General features: G+C 42.2%; 13 protein-coding genes. 3 read left to right on the forward strand and 10 right to left on the reverse strand.

From position 1 onward, the window contains the following. Positions 1 to 37: 37 nt before the first annotated feature. The 9 genes from IEX80_RS24665 to IEX80_RS24705 all read right to left on the reverse strand — a co-directional run bounded on the left by IEX80_RS24665 (position 38) and on the right by IEX80_RS24705 (position 12687). Positions 38 to 1927, reverse strand: coding sequence for a cytochrome c oxidase subunit I (locus IEX80_RS24665; protein ID WP_175490027.1), 1890 nt, complete (start codon positions 1925 to 1927; stop codon positions 38 to 40). A gap of 20 nt (positions 1928 to 1947) precedes the next feature. Next, positions 1948 to 3135 carry a cytochrome c oxidase subunit II gene (locus IEX80_RS24670; RefSeq protein ID WP_090530148.1) on the reverse strand — a complete coding sequence of 396 codons (1188 nt, stop codon included), beginning with the start codon at positions 3133 to 3135 and terminating at the stop codon, positions 1948 to 1950. 48 nt (positions 3136 to 3183) lie between these two features. Beyond that, positions 3184 to 4452 carry a quinol:cytochrome C oxidoreductase gene (locus tag IEX80_RS24675; protein WP_090530151.1) on the reverse strand — a complete coding sequence of 423 codons (1269 nt, stop codon included), beginning with the start codon at positions 4450 to 4452 and terminating at the stop codon, positions 3184 to 3186. Between the two features lie 13 nt (positions 4453 to 4465). After that, positions 4466 to 5050: a c-type cytochrome gene (locus tag IEX80_RS24680; protein ID WP_090530154.1), complete on the reverse strand. Its 585-nt coding sequence runs from the start codon at positions 5048 to 5050 to the stop codon at positions 4466 to 4468. Further along, entirely contained in the window at positions 5034 to 5570 is a 537-nt protein-coding gene (locus IEX80_RS24685) for a DUF3341 domain-containing protein (protein WP_090530157.1), read from the reverse strand. The genes IEX80_RS24680 and IEX80_RS24685 overlap by 17 nt, the downstream gene beginning before the upstream one ends. A gap of 5 nt (positions 5571 to 5575) precedes the next feature. After that, complete coding sequence (gene nrfD / locus IEX80_RS24690; protein ID WP_188834475.1) at positions 5576 to 7048, reverse strand: NrfD/PsrC family molybdoenzyme membrane anchor subunit; 1473 nt, start codon at positions 7046 to 7048, stop codon at positions 5576 to 5578. 26 nt (positions 7049 to 7074) lie between these two features. Continuing rightward, positions 7075 to 10137: a TAT-variant-translocated molybdopterin oxidoreductase gene (locus IEX80_RS24695; RefSeq protein WP_188834476.1), complete on the reverse strand. Its 3063-nt coding sequence runs from the start codon at positions 10135 to 10137 to the stop codon at positions 7075 to 7077. A gap of 36 nt (positions 10138 to 10173) precedes the next feature. Then, positions 10174 to 11454 carry a c-type cytochrome gene (locus tag IEX80_RS24700; RefSeq protein ID WP_188834477.1) on the reverse strand — a complete coding sequence of 427 codons (1281 nt, stop codon included), beginning with the start codon at positions 11452 to 11454 and terminating at the stop codon, positions 10174 to 10176. A gap of 252 nt (positions 11455 to 11706) precedes the next feature. Further along, a complete protein-coding gene (locus IEX80_RS24705) occupies positions 11707 to 12687 on the reverse strand; it encodes a deoxyhypusine synthase family protein (RefSeq protein WP_090530168.1) in 981 nt (326 codons plus the stop codon). A 207-nt stretch (positions 12688 to 12894) separates the two neighbouring features. Between IEX80_RS24705 and IEX80_RS24710 the strand changes: the two genes are divergently transcribed. Continuing rightward, complete coding sequence (locus IEX80_RS24710; RefSeq protein ID WP_188834478.1) at positions 12895 to 14022, forward strand: BamA/TamA family outer membrane protein; 1128 nt, start codon at positions 12895 to 12897, stop codon at positions 14020 to 14022. A gap of 115 nt (positions 14023 to 14137) precedes the next feature. On the opposite strand, the gene IEX80_RS24715 is transcribed toward IEX80_RS24710, so the two are convergent. Then, positions 14138 to 14737, reverse strand: coding sequence for a hypothetical protein (locus IEX80_RS24715; RefSeq protein WP_176625229.1), 600 nt, complete (start codon positions 14735 to 14737; stop codon positions 14138 to 14140). A 44-nt stretch (positions 14738 to 14781) separates the two neighbouring features. Here IEX80_RS24715 and IEX80_RS24720 point away from each other — a divergent pair, with 44 nt between their 5' ends. Together IEX80_RS24720 and IEX80_RS24725 are read left to right on the forward strand one after the other, a co-directional pair. After that, positions 14782 to 15654, forward strand: a complete 873-nt coding sequence (locus IEX80_RS24720) for a transglutaminase family protein (protein ID WP_112654002.1) — start codon at positions 14782 to 14784, stop codon at positions 15652 to 15654. 160 nt (positions 15655 to 15814) lie between these two features. Next, positions 15815 to 17344 (forward strand): sensor histidine kinase, encoded by a 1530-nt coding sequence (locus IEX80_RS24725; RefSeq protein ID WP_229701754.1) that lies wholly within the window; start codon positions 15815 to 15817, stop codon positions 17342 to 17344. Positions 17345 to 17346: the final 2 nt, after the last annotated feature.

Raw genomic sequence — 17346 nt, forward strand, 5'->3', positions numbered from 1 at the left:
CTTAACCGGTACCCTAAAAGATCAGATAAGTATTAATTTATTTTACTTGTTCGTTTGCTTTCAGCGTACTTGTAAACTTATTAAGTTCTTCCAAACCTGCAGGATTATCTTCAAAATCGTGCGGAAGGTTTGAGCTCATAGTTTGCGAGTAAGGAACAGTTTGAGGGATATAATCCTCTTCTGCACCTGGTTTGCTGTAATCATATGGCCAACGATAAACGGTTGGAATTTCGCCCGGCCAGTTGCCGTGTAAGTGCTCAACAGGAGTAGTCCATTCAAGTGTATTTGACTCCCATGGGTTTTGAGTTGCTTTTTGTCCTTTGAAGATAGATACAAAGAAGTTATAAAGGAAACCAAATTGGGTAAGTGCGGCGATAATAGCAGCCCAGGTTACAAATGTATTGATGGTTAACCATTTTTGCATTGAAGCAAATTCGGTGAAGGCATAATACCTACGTGGCACACCGTCAAGACCCATAAAGTGCATTGGGAAGAATACCAGGTAAGCACAGATAAATGTCAACCAGAAGTGCAGGTAGCCTAATTTCTCGTCCATCATACGGCCGAACATTTTAGGGAACCAATGGTAAACACCCGCAAGCATACCAAATATAGCAGCCGAACCCATTACCAGGTGGAAGTGGGCAACCACAAAGTAAGTATCATGTAAGTTGATATCCAAAGTAGCGTTACCCAGGAAGATACCCGTTAAACCACCAGAGATGAAGAACGACACCATACCGATAGCGAACAACATAGCAGGCGTAAACCTGATGTTACCGCGCCAAAGTGTAGCTAACCAGTTGAATGTTTTTACTGCTGATGGAACCGCAATGATCAAAGTAGTGATCATGAACACACCACCCAGGAATGGATTCATACCTGTAACAAACATGTGGTGGCCCCATACGATAAACGATAATACCGTGATACCGATTAGAGAGTAAACCATCGCGTGGTAACCAAAGATTGGTTTACGTGAGTTTACCGACATTACCTCAGATGAGATACCCATCGCAGGCATAATAACGATATATACTTCCGGGTGACCAAGGAACCAGAACAAGTGCTGGAACAGGATCGGGCTACCACCTTCAAATGGTTGCTGTACGCCGTTTAATACGATATCAGATAAATAGAAGCTTGTACCAACACTGCGGTCAAATATCAACAATACTACACCAGCAACTAAAACCGGGAATGCAAGGATACCTAATATAGCAGTAAGGAATAAAGCCCAGATAGTTAATGGCATTTTCCAAAGGTCCATGCCTTTTGTACGCATGTTTAATACAGTACTTACGTAGTTGATACCACCCATTAATGATGATGCAACGAACAGTACCATACTGATCAGCCAAAGGGTCATACCCTCGCCTGAACCCGGCATTGCTTTTGGCAATGCAGATAATGGCGGATAGATTGTCCAGCCACCGCTGGCAGGGCCTTTTTGTACAAAGAAAGATGACAACATGATAACGCTGGCTAAAAAGAAGAACCAGTATGAAAGCATGTTCATGAAAGGCGAAGCCATATCACGTGCACCTACCTGCAATGGAATTAATAAGTTGGCAAAAGTACCGCTCAACCCGGCAGTTAGTACGAAGAATACCATGATAGTACCGTGTATGGTAACCAAAGCAAGGTAAAAATCGGGACTGATACGACCGTTAGGTGCAAAACGACCCAACAAAGTTGTTAACAGCGGGAATGTTTTATCAGGGTAAGCAAGCTGGATCCTAAACAGGATTGACAAAATCATTGCGATAACCGCCATCGTAATACCTGTAATCAGGAATTGCTTGGCAATCATCTTGTGGTCCATGCTAAATACATATTTAGACAGGAATGATTGGTCATGATGGTGTTCGTGACCGTGTTCGTCGTGGTGGGCTCCTGCGTGGTCGTGAACTGCTAATGTTGACATATCTCTATTTCTTATCTTTATTAATTATTTAACGCTAACCTATTTGTTGAAGCACCGCTTTGCTCGTTGTTTGCTGCCGCAAAATGAAGCTCTTTTCTTAAAGCATCATTGAGGTAAGGCTTTTGCCTTGACAGCCATGACTGATATTCGGCTTCAGAAACAACACGTACAACTTTTTGCATGTTGTAATGGCTCCCACCGCATATTTTGTTGCAGTAAAGGGTATATTCAAATTTAGGGTCGTCTAATTTGGTACGCATTTCTGCGGTAGTAATAGTCGGGGTAAATTTAAAGAAGGTTGGTAAACCAGGTACCGCGTTCAACTGAACCCTGAAGTGGGGCATATAAACGCTATGGATCACGTCCTGTGCAAGGATATTCAGCCTGATTGATTTGTTAACCGGCAGATACATAGTATCAACCTTCAAGTCATCAAAACTGCTTTTCTTTTTAAAGTTAACACCTAACAAGTTAGCGCCTGTAACCAAACGGAAATCTTTGGGGCCTAATACACCATCTTTACCAGGGTAACGCAATTCCCAGGCAAACTGGTGACCGGTTACATCGATATTGATATCATCTTTAAGATTTTCGCTGTTCATGATCTTCTGCCAGGTAAAAAAACCAAACACAACCAGGATAGTCAGAACGATGGCTGGTGCAATTGTCCAAACTTTCTCAATGGTATTATTGTGAGGCAGGAAGTGTGCACGACGTTTATCGGAATGACGGTATTGGAACAGGAATGTAAACAGCAGGATCTGGGTAACAAAAAATACTATCATTGTTAAAACAGTAGTGACTGTAAACATCTCATCTATTTTAACGCCATGAGCCGAAGCGGCTTCAGGTAATGTCATACTGCCCTGTTCGGTAAATGACCAGTAAGCACCGTATAAACCTACAAAAAGGAAAACAATACAAATTACAGCCATCACGGTATTCCACTTAATGCCTTTTTTGCCCTGCATCTTTAAAGTAAGATCGTAGATCTTGAGGATTTTACCAACAATGGCAACGCCTAAGCAGATCAGGAAAAATATAAGCACATAATACGCAATCCCGGTCCAGTCAACCTTAGGAGCCTCTTCCTGGCCCGGAGCAGCACCTGCCGCAGTTTGTGCCATCAGCAGGTTTGTGCCCAGGAGCATAAACGCAGCGAAGAACGATAGTAGTTTTTTAGAATTTATTAGTTTTCTGAATCCCATTTTAGTAAGCTGTTTGGTATTCTGTATATGGTGCAAATGTAATAATTATTATATGTGATGATGAAGGCTTTCCTGTAAGAACGGGTGTTTTTTAGGAACTAACGATTTGAACTTGGTTAAAGCTGTCATCGCAGTGAAGGTAAATAAACCTCCGAAACCTAAGAACACGCCTATCTCAATCGGGCCAATCTCAGTTAACCACGATGAAGTTGGGCCAACTGTACCAGGCATGATCATCATAAAGTAATCTAACCAGTGACCAACAATCAGGATAATACACATAATCTCAACAGTACGATAGATACGTTTAGAGTCACGTGACATCAACACTAATAAAGGAGTAAGGAAATTTACTACGATGTTGATCCAGAACCAAGGTTTAAACTCAGGCTCCCAGCGTTTAAAGAAGTAAACTGTTTCCTCAGGCATGTTAGCATAGTAAATCAACAAGAACTGAGCAAACCATACGTAAGTCCAGAAGATAGAGAAACCGAAGATAAACTTGGTTAAGCTATGCATATGATCTTCTGAAACCCATTCAAAGTAACCAATACGTTTTAACCTGATTAATGTAAGTGTAATAACAGATAAACCGCTAACCCACATTGCTGCGAAGTTATACCAACCAAACATAGTTGAGAACCATTCTGCTTCTAATGACATGATGGTATCGAAAGCGTATATTGGTGTAGTAAAACCAAAGATCACCAGGAATAAGCATGACATGTTAAAGCTCTTTTTGTAGTAGAACATGCCGCCCAAATCATCTTCCGCTTCTGAATATTTAGCCAATAAACGACCAAATATGCAATATGAACCAAGGAAGCAAATTAAACGGATTATAAATCCAACTTTATTCATGTAACCGGCTTTACCAGCTATAATGGCGTTGTAATTTTCGTTATGAGGATCAGTAACACCGGCAGCAGCCCAAATTTTGTACAGGTAAGGAGCTACAACCTGCTTACCTTCTTCGTTGGTTACTGTATGTGTTAATGAAAACCCTGCGATAACTACCACAATAAGAGTAATTGCTGCTATCGGCAAAACTTTACCAAAAGCTTGTGGAATCCTGATCATTGATGCAGACCAACCAGCTTGTGCTGCATATTGCACGGCGCAAAAGAAAATACCGCACATACAAACCGCTGCAAAGTAATAGGTCATTAGCAACAGGTTGGCAAAGGTACGCTCAGCATAGCCAAGCGCAAAGCCACCAAGTATGGCAACCAAACCAATCACGATGCATATTAAGCTCCATGTTTTGGCTTTGCCGACAAATTCGTATTGCCCGTCAAAATTATTATGAGTCTTCATTAATATCTTTTTCTTATAAGGTTTGTAAATGGTGAACATACATGATCACTTTCCAGCGTTCTTCGGGAGCAAGCTGAGAAGCGTATGAACCCATAGCATTTACACCGTAAGTAATGGTATGATAAATTTTACCGTCTGTAAGGTCTTTCATGTTACCACCGCGTGATGACTGGCCTTTTGAATATGATGGAGGGGCCGGATAACCGTGCTGTACCACTAAACCGTCACCCTGACCGTTAACACCATGGCAAGGTGAGCAAAAGTGCTCAAACAAAATCTTACCTTCGGCGTAATTAGCCTGAGTTTGTGCCAGTACAGATTTAACCTCAACACTGGCTAATTCATAACCTTCTTTGGTATTTGGATAATCAAATTTGGTAAAGCCAACCGGGATAGTTCCGGCAGGTGGTAACTGAGCGGTTTTACCATCTTTAAAATTATTATTTTTCTGATCCGGATCGTATGCCAAATGCTCGTACATATTAGGTGCATACTCCCAGCCGGTACTCCTTTTATCCTTGCACGATGTAAAAACTATCGAAGCAGCGATAATAGTAACAATTGTTCCTAATATTTTAATTTTATTCATAGCTAACATATTTTCTGTCGTTATGCTTAACTTCTGTAGCGCCCGCTTCTTTTAGTAAATTAGTTATATCATCGTGAGAAATGTTTCCTTTAGCATTGATCGCTATTACAAACTTATCATCAGTTGCACGTAGGTCCATTACCCTTGGCGCACGGCCCGGGAAAAGGTGACTTGCGAAGAAGAAAGTAAAGGTCATACCAAATGAGGTCCATAATACCGTCCACTCAAATGTAACCGGGATAAAATCCGGGATAGCAAAGAAGTTTTTACCACCGATATTGATAGGCCAATCATGAACAAGCATATAATAAACCATGCTGAACATAATGGTACCGCCCAAACAACCGAACATAAATGCTGCATAACCTAAACGCGAATCCTTAATGTTCAATTTAGCCTCAATACCGTGGATAGGCATAGGCGTATAAACGTCATAAATAGGTACGCTGTTCTTTTGCAGCTTATCAATCCCATGCATCATTTCATCGGGATCATCAAAAACGCCTAATATATATTTAGTGCTACTCATTAGTATTATGCTTTTAAGTATTCAGACTGTTCAACACTATCAAATTTCTCCAGCGAAGCGATGTAAAATTCTGCTTCGGCCGGTACAACATGGCCTTCGTCCATAAGTTTCTTCTTAGCCTGCTCGCTTGAGCTTTTCAACAGTAATTTCACCTCGGCCATAGCCACAGAAGGTAATACCCTGATGAACAACAGGAACATGGTAAAGAATACACCAATTGAACCGATGAACACGCTCACGTCAACCCAGGTTGGATAGAACATAGCCCAGCTTGATGGTATAAAGTCGCGGTGCAGTGAGGTAACGATAATTACGAAACGCTCAAACCACATACCGATGTTAACCACGATTGATAATACCCATGATAGCGGAATATTGGTACGGATCTTTTTGAACCAGAACAGCTGCGGGGTAATTACGTTACAGGTCATCATGCTCCAGTAAGCCCACCAGTACGGACCGGCGATACGGTTTGCGAAAGCATATTGCTCATACTCGTTTTGAGAGTAGAAAGCGATGAACAACTCTGTTAAGTAAGCCACACCTACTATCGAACCGGTTAACATGATGATCTTGTTCATTGATTCGATGTGGAACATGGTGATGTAGTTTTCCAGACCTAAAACCTTACGTGCAATAAGCAACAGGGTTTGTACCATGGCAAAACCCGAGAAGATCGCCCCCGCAACGAAGTATGGAGGGAAGATGGTAGTGTGCCATCCCGGTTCCAATGAAGTTGCAAAGTCCATTGATACGATGGTGTGTACCGAAAGTACCAGTGGGGTTGAAACACCTGCCAGGATCAACGATACTGTTTCAAAACGCTGCCAGGTTTTTACTGACCCTGTCCAGCCGAATGAAAGTACCGAATAGATACGGCGGCGTAAGCCTTGAGCACGGTCACGGATGGTAGCGATATCAGGCAATAAACCTGTGTACCAAAATACCAATGAAACCGAGAAGTATGTTGAGATCGCAAATACGTCCCAGATAAGCGGTGAGTTCCAGTTTACCCATAACGAGCCGTATTGGTTTGGCAACGGTAATGAATAAACAGCCATCCACGGGCGGCCCATGTGAGCGGCGATATAGGTAGCCGCACAAATTACCGCGAAGATTGTCATCGCTTCGGCCGAGCGGTTGATAGAGTTACGCCAGTTTTGACGGAACAGTAACAATACCGCCGAGATAAGCGTACCGGCGTGACCGATACCTACCCACCATACGAAACCGGTAATGTCCCAGGCCCATCCTACTGTTTTGTTCAGGCCCCATTCGCCCAAACCGAACCAGAAGGTCCAGCTGATTGCGAAAACCCAAAGCGAGGCGCCAAGCGAGGCTACACTAAAGCCGATCCACCAGGCTTTACCCGGCATATTTTCTACAGGGCGTAATACATCATTCGTAATTTTTGCATACGTGATGTCCTTACCCGTAATTAACGGTTCCCTTATTATTGATTCACTATGAGATGCCATATATCTTAATCTCTGTATATAAAAATTTATGCCTGAGCTTCAGTTTCTATTATATTTCTAACTTTTGTCTGGTAACCAATACCTGGCTGTACGTTAAGTTCTTCAAGCACGTAGTAAGTTCTTTCGCTTGCAAGTGCTTTTGAAACTTCAGAGTTAGGATCATTCCTGTTACCGAATACGATAGCGTTGGCAGAACATGTTTGCTGACAAGCCATTTTGATTTCGCCATCTTTAAGCGGGCGTTTTTCAATTTTAGCTTTCAGTTTACCAGCCTGGATACGTTGGATACACATTGAGCATTTTTCCATAACACCACGGAAACGTGTAACCACATCCGGGTTAAGTACTAATTGTGTATGCTCACCTTGCAGGTAGTTATCAAAACGTGCATCGTTCCAGTAGTTGAACCAGTTAAAGCGACGTACTTTGAACGGACAGTTGTTAGCGCAATAACGTGTACCTACGCAACGGTTGTAAGCCATGTGGTTTAAACCTTCAGACGAGTGAACGGTAGCTAATACCGGGCACACAGTTTCGCAAGGTGCGTGGTCACAGTGCTGACAAAGCATTGGCTGGTGAACAACCGATACATTGTCAAAGTTCTCAAGCTTATCAATTTCCTTTTCTTTGGTAACTGCTTCTTCGCTGTTGCCATGGTCATTGTAGCTATAGTAGCGGTCGATACGAATCCAGTGCATTTCACGACGACGTGAAACCTCATCTTTACCTACAACCGGGATGTTATTTTCTGCAGAACATGCAACCACACAAGCACCGCAACCGGTACAAGCGTTAAGGTCGATAGCCATTACCCAGTCATAAACAGGGCGATCATGGTTATCCCAAAGCGATTCGGCGTTGTAATCTTTACGACCGTGCTCATTACCGCTTCCTGCAGCAGGGTTCTTTTTGTATTCAACAAAAGTAGCCTCGCGGATCACGCTCCTGCCCTCGTACGAGTGGTGGGTTTGTGTTTGTGCAAGCGGCGATTTGTAACCAGCCGATTTAAATGACGCTACAGCAGCAGTTTGGAAAGTACCATTACTTAAGCTAAAGAATGGGAAAGCATTTTTACCAACGTTGTTACCTACCGGACCAGCATTTGTACGGCCATAGCCTACAGCAACAGATAAAGTTCCCTGAGTTTGACCAGGCTGGGCTAATACCGGTAACTCAACTGAATAACCGTTAGCTTCAATTTTGATCACATCACCTTCTTCCAGTTTCAATTTCTTCATATCAGAAATTGACATGGCAGCAAAGTTATCCCAGGTAACTTTTGAAACCGGATCAGGAAGTTCCTGCAACCATGGGTTGTTGGCACGTTTACCATCACCTATAGCCTGGCTTACATAAAGCTGTAATTCAAATTTGTCACCATCAGCGGCAACAGCTTTGCTTTGGGTTAATATTTTTTGGGTTACACCGGCAAGGTCAAGGCTAAAGCTGTAAGCGCCTGCGGTTACTGGAGCAGCTATAATCATACCTGTTTGCAACAGGGTTTCCCATCCTTTTTGACCAGACAAGCCTCCTTTTGCCAACAAACCCGAATCCCAGGTTTTGCGCACGTAAGTGTAGTAATCTTTTATAGGGTTTTCCATCCAAACCAGTAAACTGTGCTCTGCCTGACGGGTGTTGTAAACCGGGTTAATTGTTGGCTGAACTACTGTGTAGTAACCTTCAACAGCGTTAGCATCGCCCCATGTCTCTAAATAATGGTGGTTTGGAGCGTTAACGGTAGCTAATAAAGCTGTCTCGTCGTCATGATCAGCAAATGATACTGTTAAACGAACGTTTTTCAACGCTGCTTTAAACTCATCATTTTTGTAGTAATCATAAGCAGGGTTAGCATTCAAAAATAATACTGCACCAACATCACCACGTTTTACTTCGCTTACAAATTCAACAAATGCAGCATCGTTACCAGCGTATTGTTTTGATGGGTTATCCAAATCAATAGTAGTACCGTAGCTACCTAACAATGAGTTGATAGCGTTTACCAATACTTGTGTAGCAACATCGTTTGAACCTGAAACAACCAACGCTTTTCCTTTAGCGGCTACTAATTCTTTAGCGGCTAACTGGATAGCGGTATCAACCTTTTTGTTGCCGGTTGCTTTTGAACCAGGTAAAGTAGTACCAGAGATTGCATTGTAAAGATTTATTAATGCAACGCCAATTTCAGATGGTTTGGTAGTGATACGGGCATCGGCGTTAGTACCGGTCATGCTCATACCAGTTTCAAACTGAATGTGACGAGACATTTTTTTGTTGGCCAGCGATTTGCTGTTACGGTTTGAAACGTACTGGCGGGTAAATTCTTCGCCAGAGATCCATGTACCTAAGAAATCAGCACCAAAGCTTACAATTACATCGGCTTTATCAAAATTGTAGTGAGGCAATACTGCTTTACCAAAACTGTTTTGATTAGCCTGAATGATACCGGTGTAGGAAACCGCATCATAATTGATATGTTTTGTAGTAGGGTATTTAGCGATGAACTCGGCAATAACTGCTAAGGTTGAAGGGCTGTATACAGTTGAAGTAACCAAACGGATACCTTTGCCTGATGCAGCAACAGCTGCAAGCTCTTTCATTACATAAGCATCAACCTCTGCCCAACCTGCTTCGACACCTTTTAACTTAGGGTCTTTTAAACGGTTAACATCATACAGGTCAAGTACTGAAGCCTGGGCCTGAGCGCTTAAACCACCTTTTGAAAACACGTCGTTAGGGTTACCTTCTACTTTGATAGGGCGACCTTCTCGGGTTTTAACCAAAATAGCCTGACCTTCGTAGCTTGAAGAGTAATAGTTAGCCACACCCGGGGTAACCTCTTCAGGTTTGATCAGGTACGGAATTGATTTATGCACCGGCACTTTCTGACAAGCTGCCAATGTAACCGCACCAACACCAAAGCCAAGCGCTTTTAAAAAGTCGCGGCGGGGAGTTTTAGCTGATAAACCAGATCCGCTAAGCACTTCCTCGATAGGAATTGGCTCTGCAAATTCGTTCTTATTTTTCTCAACAAATTCTGGTGTTCTGTTTAGTTCTTCTAAACCTTTCCAGTATTTTTTATTGCTGTCCATTTAAGCTGTATAAACTGTAATGCTAAATTCTTTTTATTAATAGTGACACTTACCGCACTCGATACCACCCAATACGGCGGCTGTAACTTTCTCACCTTTCTTGATCTTATCGTGTGCAGCCAGGATGCTGTCATAGTAAGCATTGCCTTTACCGTTAACTTCGGTACGTTTGTGGCATTGGATACACCATTTCATGGTAAGCGGAGAGTATTGGTAAACCTCTTTCATTTCCTGTACCGGGCCGTGGCACTGCTGACATTTAATACCGCCAACTTTTACGTGTTGTGAGTGATTAAAGTAAGCCAGGTCGGGCAGGTTGTGGATACGTACCCACTGAATTGGTTTAGCCGCGGTGCTGTCATACTTCTGTGTTTTTGGATCGTAACCCAAAGCGTCATAAATCTTGTGAATCTCTTCCGATTCGGTTTTAACAACCTTGTGGCAGTTCATACACACGTTTAATGAAGGGATAGAAGCATTTTTTGACTTGTATGCACCTGAGTGACAGTACTGGCAATCAATTTTCATGATACCGGCGTGTAACTCGTGCGAATATTTAATAGGTTGCACCGGCTGGTAACCCTGGTGAACGTTGGTGTTCCATAAAGTAACCCAACCCCAGCTGCACATTGCAACAGTACCGGCAACCAATATAAAGAATACCAGTTTTTTGTTTTTAAGGATCTTAGTGATAAATTCCTTTTTAGCATCAACCGCTACAGCACCTTCCGGAGTAACAACCTCGTCCTCAATAATAAGATCTTTGTTTTTAAGCAAAATGCGCTCTAAAGAACCTACTACCCTGTTTAATACCAGGATAACAATGAAGGCGATAACGATTATACCGATCAAACCGTAAACAACCATATCGCTCGGACCGCTTTCAACTTTTGTGCCCGGAGCAGCAGCACCTGCAGCCGGCGCAACTTTCATATCTTTCCATGTAGTACGTACATAGGTTAAGATATTGCCTACATCGGCATCGCTAAGGTCAGCGAATACGGTCATGCCCGACTGGTTATACTCATTATAAATTTTGAGTGCCTTAGGGTTTTTAGCAGCAATCAGCGCCTGGTTATTCTGAATCCACTGGATAAGATATTTATCGTCGGTTTCTTGAGTAAGCTGCGGGCCTAATGCCGGACCAATTAAACGGGTGTCGATTTTGTGACAGGTAGTACATTTTGATTTGAAAATGGCCTCGCCTTTAGCAGCGTCAGTTTGCGCGTACGCAGTTGATAAACTCCAAAAAGCAAACCCGGCAATCAGTAAAACCGACCTTGAGAATTGTTTAAGAATCAATGAGAAACTTCTCATACAGTGTATTTATGCTAAATAATTTTTATATTAATGATTGAAACTGTTGTAAGATGTATGTTTCATCGGATAATTACAGGCACAAAAGTATAATTTTATACACTATCGGTGACACATAAATGACACCAACCTATAATTTATAATCGTTCTAAATAGACAAAAAACTGCGTTTAAACGCTGCTAAATGCATATTAATGTCATTTGACATTTTTGGGGAATAATTATTATCCAACTTTAATTATAAAATTTTATCTATTGTTTTAATAACCAGGCAAAAATAAGCGGCGCAACAATGGTTGCGTCACTTTCTACTATAAACTTCGGTGTATGAATATCGAGCTTGCCCCAGGTAATTTTCTCGTTTGGCACAGCGCCCGAATACGAACCGTATGAAGTGGTCGAGTCAGAAATCTGGCAGAAGTAGCTCCAGAATGGTACGTCATGCATTTCCATATCCTGGTAAAGCATCGGCACAACACATATCGGGAAGTCGCCGGCTATACCACCGCCTATCTGGAAAAAGCCGATGCCTTTGCCAGATGAATTTTTAGTATACCAGTCGGCCAGCCATGCCATGTATTCGATACCGCTTTTCATAGTTGAAGCTTTAAGCTCACCTTTAATTACGTATGAAGCAAAGATGTTGCCCATGGTTGAGTCTTCCCAGCCTGGTACTACGATAGGCAGGTTCTTTTCGGCAGCAGCCAGCATCCATGAGTTTTTAGGATCAATTTCATAGTATTGCTCCAGCTCGCCACTCAATAATATTTTGTACATGTACTCATGCGGAAAATAGCGCTCACCGCTGTCATCAGCATCTTTCCAGATTTTGTGGATATGTTTTTGCAAACGGCGGAAAGCTTCTTCTTCCGGGATGCAGGTATCAGTAACACGGTTATAGTGATTTTCGAGCAGGTCCCACTCTTCCTGGGGGCTCAGGTCACGGTAGTTAGGCACCCTTTTGTAGTGTGAGTGTGCCACAAGGTTCATGATATCCTCTTCAAGGTTAGCGCCGGTACATGATATAATAGCAATTTTATCCTGGCGGATCATTTCGGCCAGTGAAATACCCAGCTCGGCTGTACTCATGGCACCGGCCAAGGTTACCATCATTTTACCGCCTTCTTCAAGGTGTGTTTCATAGCCTTTAGCTGCATCCATTAATGCCGCGGCGTTAAAGTGCAGATAATTTCTTTCAATAAACTGCGAAATAGGTCCTCTTGTAGTGCTCATAATATTTCAATAAAATTTCAGCCGCAAAAGTAGACATTTTAGTTAAATTGAATTTTAAATGAACCTTTATCTTTTTATAACCATTTCATACCTAAAATTAGCATCCTGTCCCCTACCCCCTCAGCGTATTGTCATCCTAATTTTAAAAATGCCCGTTCGCCGAACCTTATAAAACAAAATGGGTTATATTAGCCACGACAAACATCCATGAAAAAACTTGTTACCTTAATACTGGTCTGCGCTTTTTCAACCAGTGCCTTTTCACAAATCTCCCGCATTGTAAAGCGAATGTATTTTGATAAAGATACCACCCGCAAAAGTAGTTTTGTTATTTTGCCTGTATTAAGCTCTGCCCCGGAAACCGGCCTTGAAGTTGGCGGCGCCGGTTTACTATCTTTTTATACCGATACGTCCAAGTTTAATACGCGCGTGTCTAACGTTTTTGGTTATGCTTCTATAACTACCAAAGGCCAAAGCCATTTAAGCCTTACCACCAGTTATTGGACTCCCGGAAACAATTTCCATCTTACCGCAGGCATCAGCTACATTAATTTCCCTTTTGACTTTTACGGTATTGGCAACAATACTTTAAAGGCTAACTCTGATAGGCTTGGTCAAAAACGTTTCAAGGTAAATTTTACTGCCGAAAAAAAGATCTCCAATAACCTGTACGCCGGCATAATCGGTGGTGCCTGGGATTACAAATTCAGAGACGATGATAAAACAGGCATATTTTACACCGATCCGCGCGTGGAAAACCGCGGCGGCGGACCAAGTGTCTATTTAGGTCCTACCATTGTATTCGATAACCGGAACAATAATACTTATACCACCAAAGGACTCATCGTAAACACTTATTTCCAGGCTATACATGGTATGTTTGGTAATAACGATTACAAAGGAGGCTTCTTCAACATCGAATATTCCCAGTTTTTTTTATTGGCGCCTAAATGGGTGCTTGGCCTTGATGTACAGGAGCAAAGCCTTACCGGCAGTACTTCCCCATTTTATTTATTGCCCGACCTGGGAAGCGATGAGTTGATGCGGGGATATTACAATGGCCGTTTCCGCGATCGTAACATGCTTGCCGGCCAGGCCGAACTACGTTACCGTCTAAGCGACCGCATTGGATTTGCCGGTTTTGTTGGCGGAGGCGAAGTTTTTAAAAGCAGCTTTAGCACATCCGAACTGAAACCCAACTATGGCGGCGGCATCCGTTACTTTTTCGATGTGGAAAAAGGGCTTGCCGTACGTGTTGATTATGGTGTCGGTCAGAAGATTCCTAACGAGAAAAGATTAACCGGTTTTTATATTGCATTGGGACAGTCGTTTTGATCTTTAAGTTCATAGTTGATGGTTCATAGCAAATTATCGTAAATGGATTGAGTAGTTTAATACAACCACACTTCGGCCATGAACTATGATCTATTAACCATGAACTAACCAACGGTTAATACCTCACCTTAAAATCTTCTTTACTCATTCCTGGCTTAAAAAATATCAGGCCGATATAAAAGAGATCAATAGTTACCCTAACCTGCTGGTTTAGTTTAAGCTGCTCCCATGATTGCCTGGTGGATGCATTGCGATAGATGTTTGTAAATATGATAACGCTGTCATCATGGATAGACGGAATAATCTTTTCAAGATAACTGACAGGCCTTTGTTTTAAGGCATCTGCCAGTATCATGTCAACCTGGCGAATGCCTGATGTTGTTGATGAAACACTTTGAACCTCGGGGTTAGATTGTTTAATAACAAATTCGGCAATGTAATCCTCCGCATCAGCTAACAATATCGTTTGGGGCTTAAAGTAAACACAAAACCTATAAAGCAGACGGTAAAATTTTAACGGCAGTGTATTTATCACACCCTTGTCAGAATGTTGTTTTTGGGCGATTTTTTTAATATCGCGGTACACTTTTTGGCCTCGATAATCGTAGATAACCGTATCAATCAGCTTGTAAACAAATGGAGAGTGTATGCCGTGCCTGTTGTTAGCCCTAAAACGGTGCCGCAGGTAATTAAGCCCATACCTTATATTATACATTGCTGTAAAAATAGAAAAGGTTTAGTATTTTAGCATTACAGCGTATGATAAATCCAACTGAAGTAAATTCATTGATCCGCCTGCTGGATGATCCGGACAGCGAGATCTTTGAGCATGTGTATAACAAATTGTTTTCATATGGAGCAGAGGCTATTACTTATCTCGAGTCGGCCTTTGAACAGGCTTTTGACCCTATTCAACAAGAACGCATTGCCAACCTGGTACATGAAATTCAGTTCAGTAATCTTAAAAATGATTTAAAACTCTGGAACCAAAGCGGCGCATTCGACTTGTTACAGGGCATCCTCATCATTAACCGATACCAATATCCCGACCTCGATGAGCAAAAGGTAATTAACCAGATAGAAGCTATTAAACGAGATATCTGGATCCAGATGATGAACGAGGCCAGCCCGAAAGAGCAGATCAAGCTCATTAACCATGTGTTTTACAATATCTACGGTTTCAGCGGCAATACAGCCAATCACCTCGATCCGCAAAACAGCTATCTGAGCCAGGTATTGGAAACTAAAAAAGGCAACCAGATCTCATTGGCGATTATCTACTCTATCATTGCACAAAAGCTGGATATCCCTGTTTACGGCGTAAATCTTCCCCAGCATTTTATCCTCGCCTATCTTGACGAGAGTATGCAAAGCGAGTTTGAAAGCGGGATCCTGTTTTATATCAACGCCTTTAATAAAGGCTTCCTGTTTGGCAGGCGCGATGTAGATATGTTCCTGAAACAACTTAACCTCAAATTTGACAAACAGTTTTACGAGCCATGCTCTAATACAGATATTATTAAGCGTGTGCTTCGCAACCTCATCAGTGCCTACGAAAATCTGGGTTCGGCCGAAAAGGTTAGGGAGTTGAATGAGCTGCTAAATATCATGGAAGCCCCCCCCGCCCCCTAAAGGGGGTGCTTTTGATTTGCAGGATTTCATCTTTTCACCTGCTATTTGTTCCCCCTTTAGGGGGTTAGGGGGCCCTTCATCACACCGATACTGTGTTTCATCCCATTTATTTATTCAGTAGTATTGTGCATTATACCTTGCGGGCATAATTCAAAATACGATGAACGATCTCCTGAAAAAAAACCTTAGCCTTGGAAAAATTGAATTTTGGGCCGCAAGCACCATTTACGCTTTTGCTGTTATGCTGCTATTGGCTAAAGTAGCCAACAGTGCCGACAACGAAATATGGACCCCATACAGGTATATGTTTAATAACTATCACCTGCATTACTCCTACTCTAAATATTATTTCTTCCCACAGGTGTTCAGGTATACCGGCTATTACGGAGCTTTTTTACTCTGGAACTTTGTGATTATACCCGCACTTGCCGGGAAAAAACAGGTGGTGTGGAATATCATTTTAGGGTTAGCATTGCTTATCATCCTCTGGGGATTGTTTGGCATTACCGATACCTGGTTAAAAGGATACCTGTTTTACCACAGATCAGCCGATTATGTATACAACATCGTTTTCAAAACAAATGTATTGTATGCGCTATGGGTAATGATGATGCTTACTTTTTACAGCATGATCAAATATTCGGCAAGCTTCCTGTTGGGAAATGTCGACAAGATCCAGGCAAAATACCGGGTGCTTACTCATGATTGCATCATTGCTATCGTTGTTTTGATGATCATTGTGTTTTTAATGGCACTTGTTGACGGCCCAATAGAGTTGATCACCACTTGCGTAATTATAGGTCCAACAGCCATTGGTATTTATGCCTTATCATTTTATAGCTTAATACCTCAAACACTTGCCAAAAACCGCGGCATTTTTAATTACCTGCTTAAAGTTGCCGGTATTATGATAATTATCGGAATTCCGATAGGTTTTATAACCGCACTTATTTTTGACCAAAAGGATCCTGTATTCATTATTTTTGGTTTTAATTGCGGGATACAAATCCTGATTACGGCCCCTTTTGCCTGGATAGTTTACAAACGCAAACTGGCGGGTAATCAGGAGATCACCTACCTAAAAACTGCCCTGGGCCGCTCTACTGCCGATCTGGATTTTCTTCGCTCACAAATTAACCCGCATTTCCTGTTTAACGCATTAAATACACTTTACGGAACAGCTTTACAGGAAGATGCCGAACGTACCGCCGAAGGTGTGCAACGCCTGGGCGATATGATGCGTTTTATGCTACAAGAAAACATGCAGGAAAAAATACTGCTGGTACGCGAGATCGATTATCTTAATAACTATATCGCCCTGCAAAAATTGCGCACTCAAACCTCGCCGGACATCAGCATCGTGCTGCAAATTGAAGAGCATGTTAATGCCCTGCAGATAGCCCCAATGTTACTGATCCCTTTTATTGAGAACGCATTTAAACACGGCATCAGCCTGCGCGAGCCGTCACACATCAACATCAGCCTGCAAACCAAAGAAAACACACTTTACTTTGATGTGCATAACAGTATCCATCCTAAAGTGGTTAACGACACCGAAAGATACAACAATGGCATCGGCCTCGAGAACGTTAAACAGCGACTGGCACTTTTATACCCTAACAAACACGAATTGGTGATCCGCGAAAGTGCGAAAGATTTTTTCATACATTTAACCATACAATTGCAATAAGC

Source organism: Mucilaginibacter rubeus (assembly GCF_014643835.1).
GTDB classification, from domain to species: Bacteria; Bacteroidota; Bacteroidia; order Sphingobacteriales; family Sphingobacteriaceae; genus Mucilaginibacter; species Mucilaginibacter rubeus.

Bases quoted from the DNA above. Each gene is read 5' to 3' on its own strand.
- IEX80_RS24665 (WP_175490027.1), bottom strand. From the start codon at position 1,927: ATGTCAACATTAGCAGTTCACGACCACGCAGGAGCCCACCACGACGAA.
- IEX80_RS24670 (WP_090530148.1), bottom strand. From the start codon at position 3,135: ATGGGATTCAGAAAACTAATAAATTCTAAAAAACTACTATCGTTCTTC.
- IEX80_RS24675 (WP_090530151.1), bottom strand. From the start codon at position 4,452: ATGAAGACTCATAATAATTTTGACGGGCAATACGAATTTGTCGGCAAA.
- IEX80_RS24680 (WP_090530154.1), bottom strand. From the start codon at position 5,050: ATGTTAGCTATGAATAAAATTAAAATATTAGGAACAATTGTTACTATT.
- IEX80_RS24685 (WP_090530157.1), bottom strand. From the start codon at position 5,570: ATGAGTAGCACTAAATATATATTAGGCGTTTTTGATGATCCCGATGAA.
- nrfD (WP_188834475.1), bottom strand. From the start codon at position 7,048: ATGGCATCTCATAGTGAATCAATAATAAGGGAACCGTTAATTACGGGT.
- IEX80_RS24695 (WP_188834476.1), bottom strand. From the start codon at position 10,137: ATGGACAGCAATAAAAAATACTGGAAAGGTTTAGAAGAACTAAACAGA.
- IEX80_RS24700 (WP_188834477.1), bottom strand. From the start codon at position 11,454: ATGAGAAGTTTCTCATTGATTCTTAAACAATTCTCAAGGTCGGTTTTA.
- IEX80_RS24705 (WP_090530168.1), bottom strand. From the start codon at position 12,687: ATGAGCACTACAAGAGGACCTATTTCGCAGTTTATTGAAAGAAATTAT.
- IEX80_RS24710 (WP_188834478.1), top strand. From the start codon at position 12,895: ATGAAAAAACTTGTTACCTTAATACTGGTCTGCGCTTTTTCAACCAGT.
- IEX80_RS24715 (WP_176625229.1), bottom strand. From the start codon at position 14,737: ATGTATAATATAAGGTATGGGCTTAATTACCTGCGGCACCGTTTTAGG.
- IEX80_RS24720 (WP_112654002.1), top strand. From the start codon at position 14,782: ATGATAAATCCAACTGAAGTAAATTCATTGATCCGCCTGCTGGATGAT.
- IEX80_RS24725 (WP_229701754.1), top strand. From the start codon at position 15,815: ATGAACGATCTCCTGAAAAAAAACCTTAGCCTTGGAAAAATTGAATTT.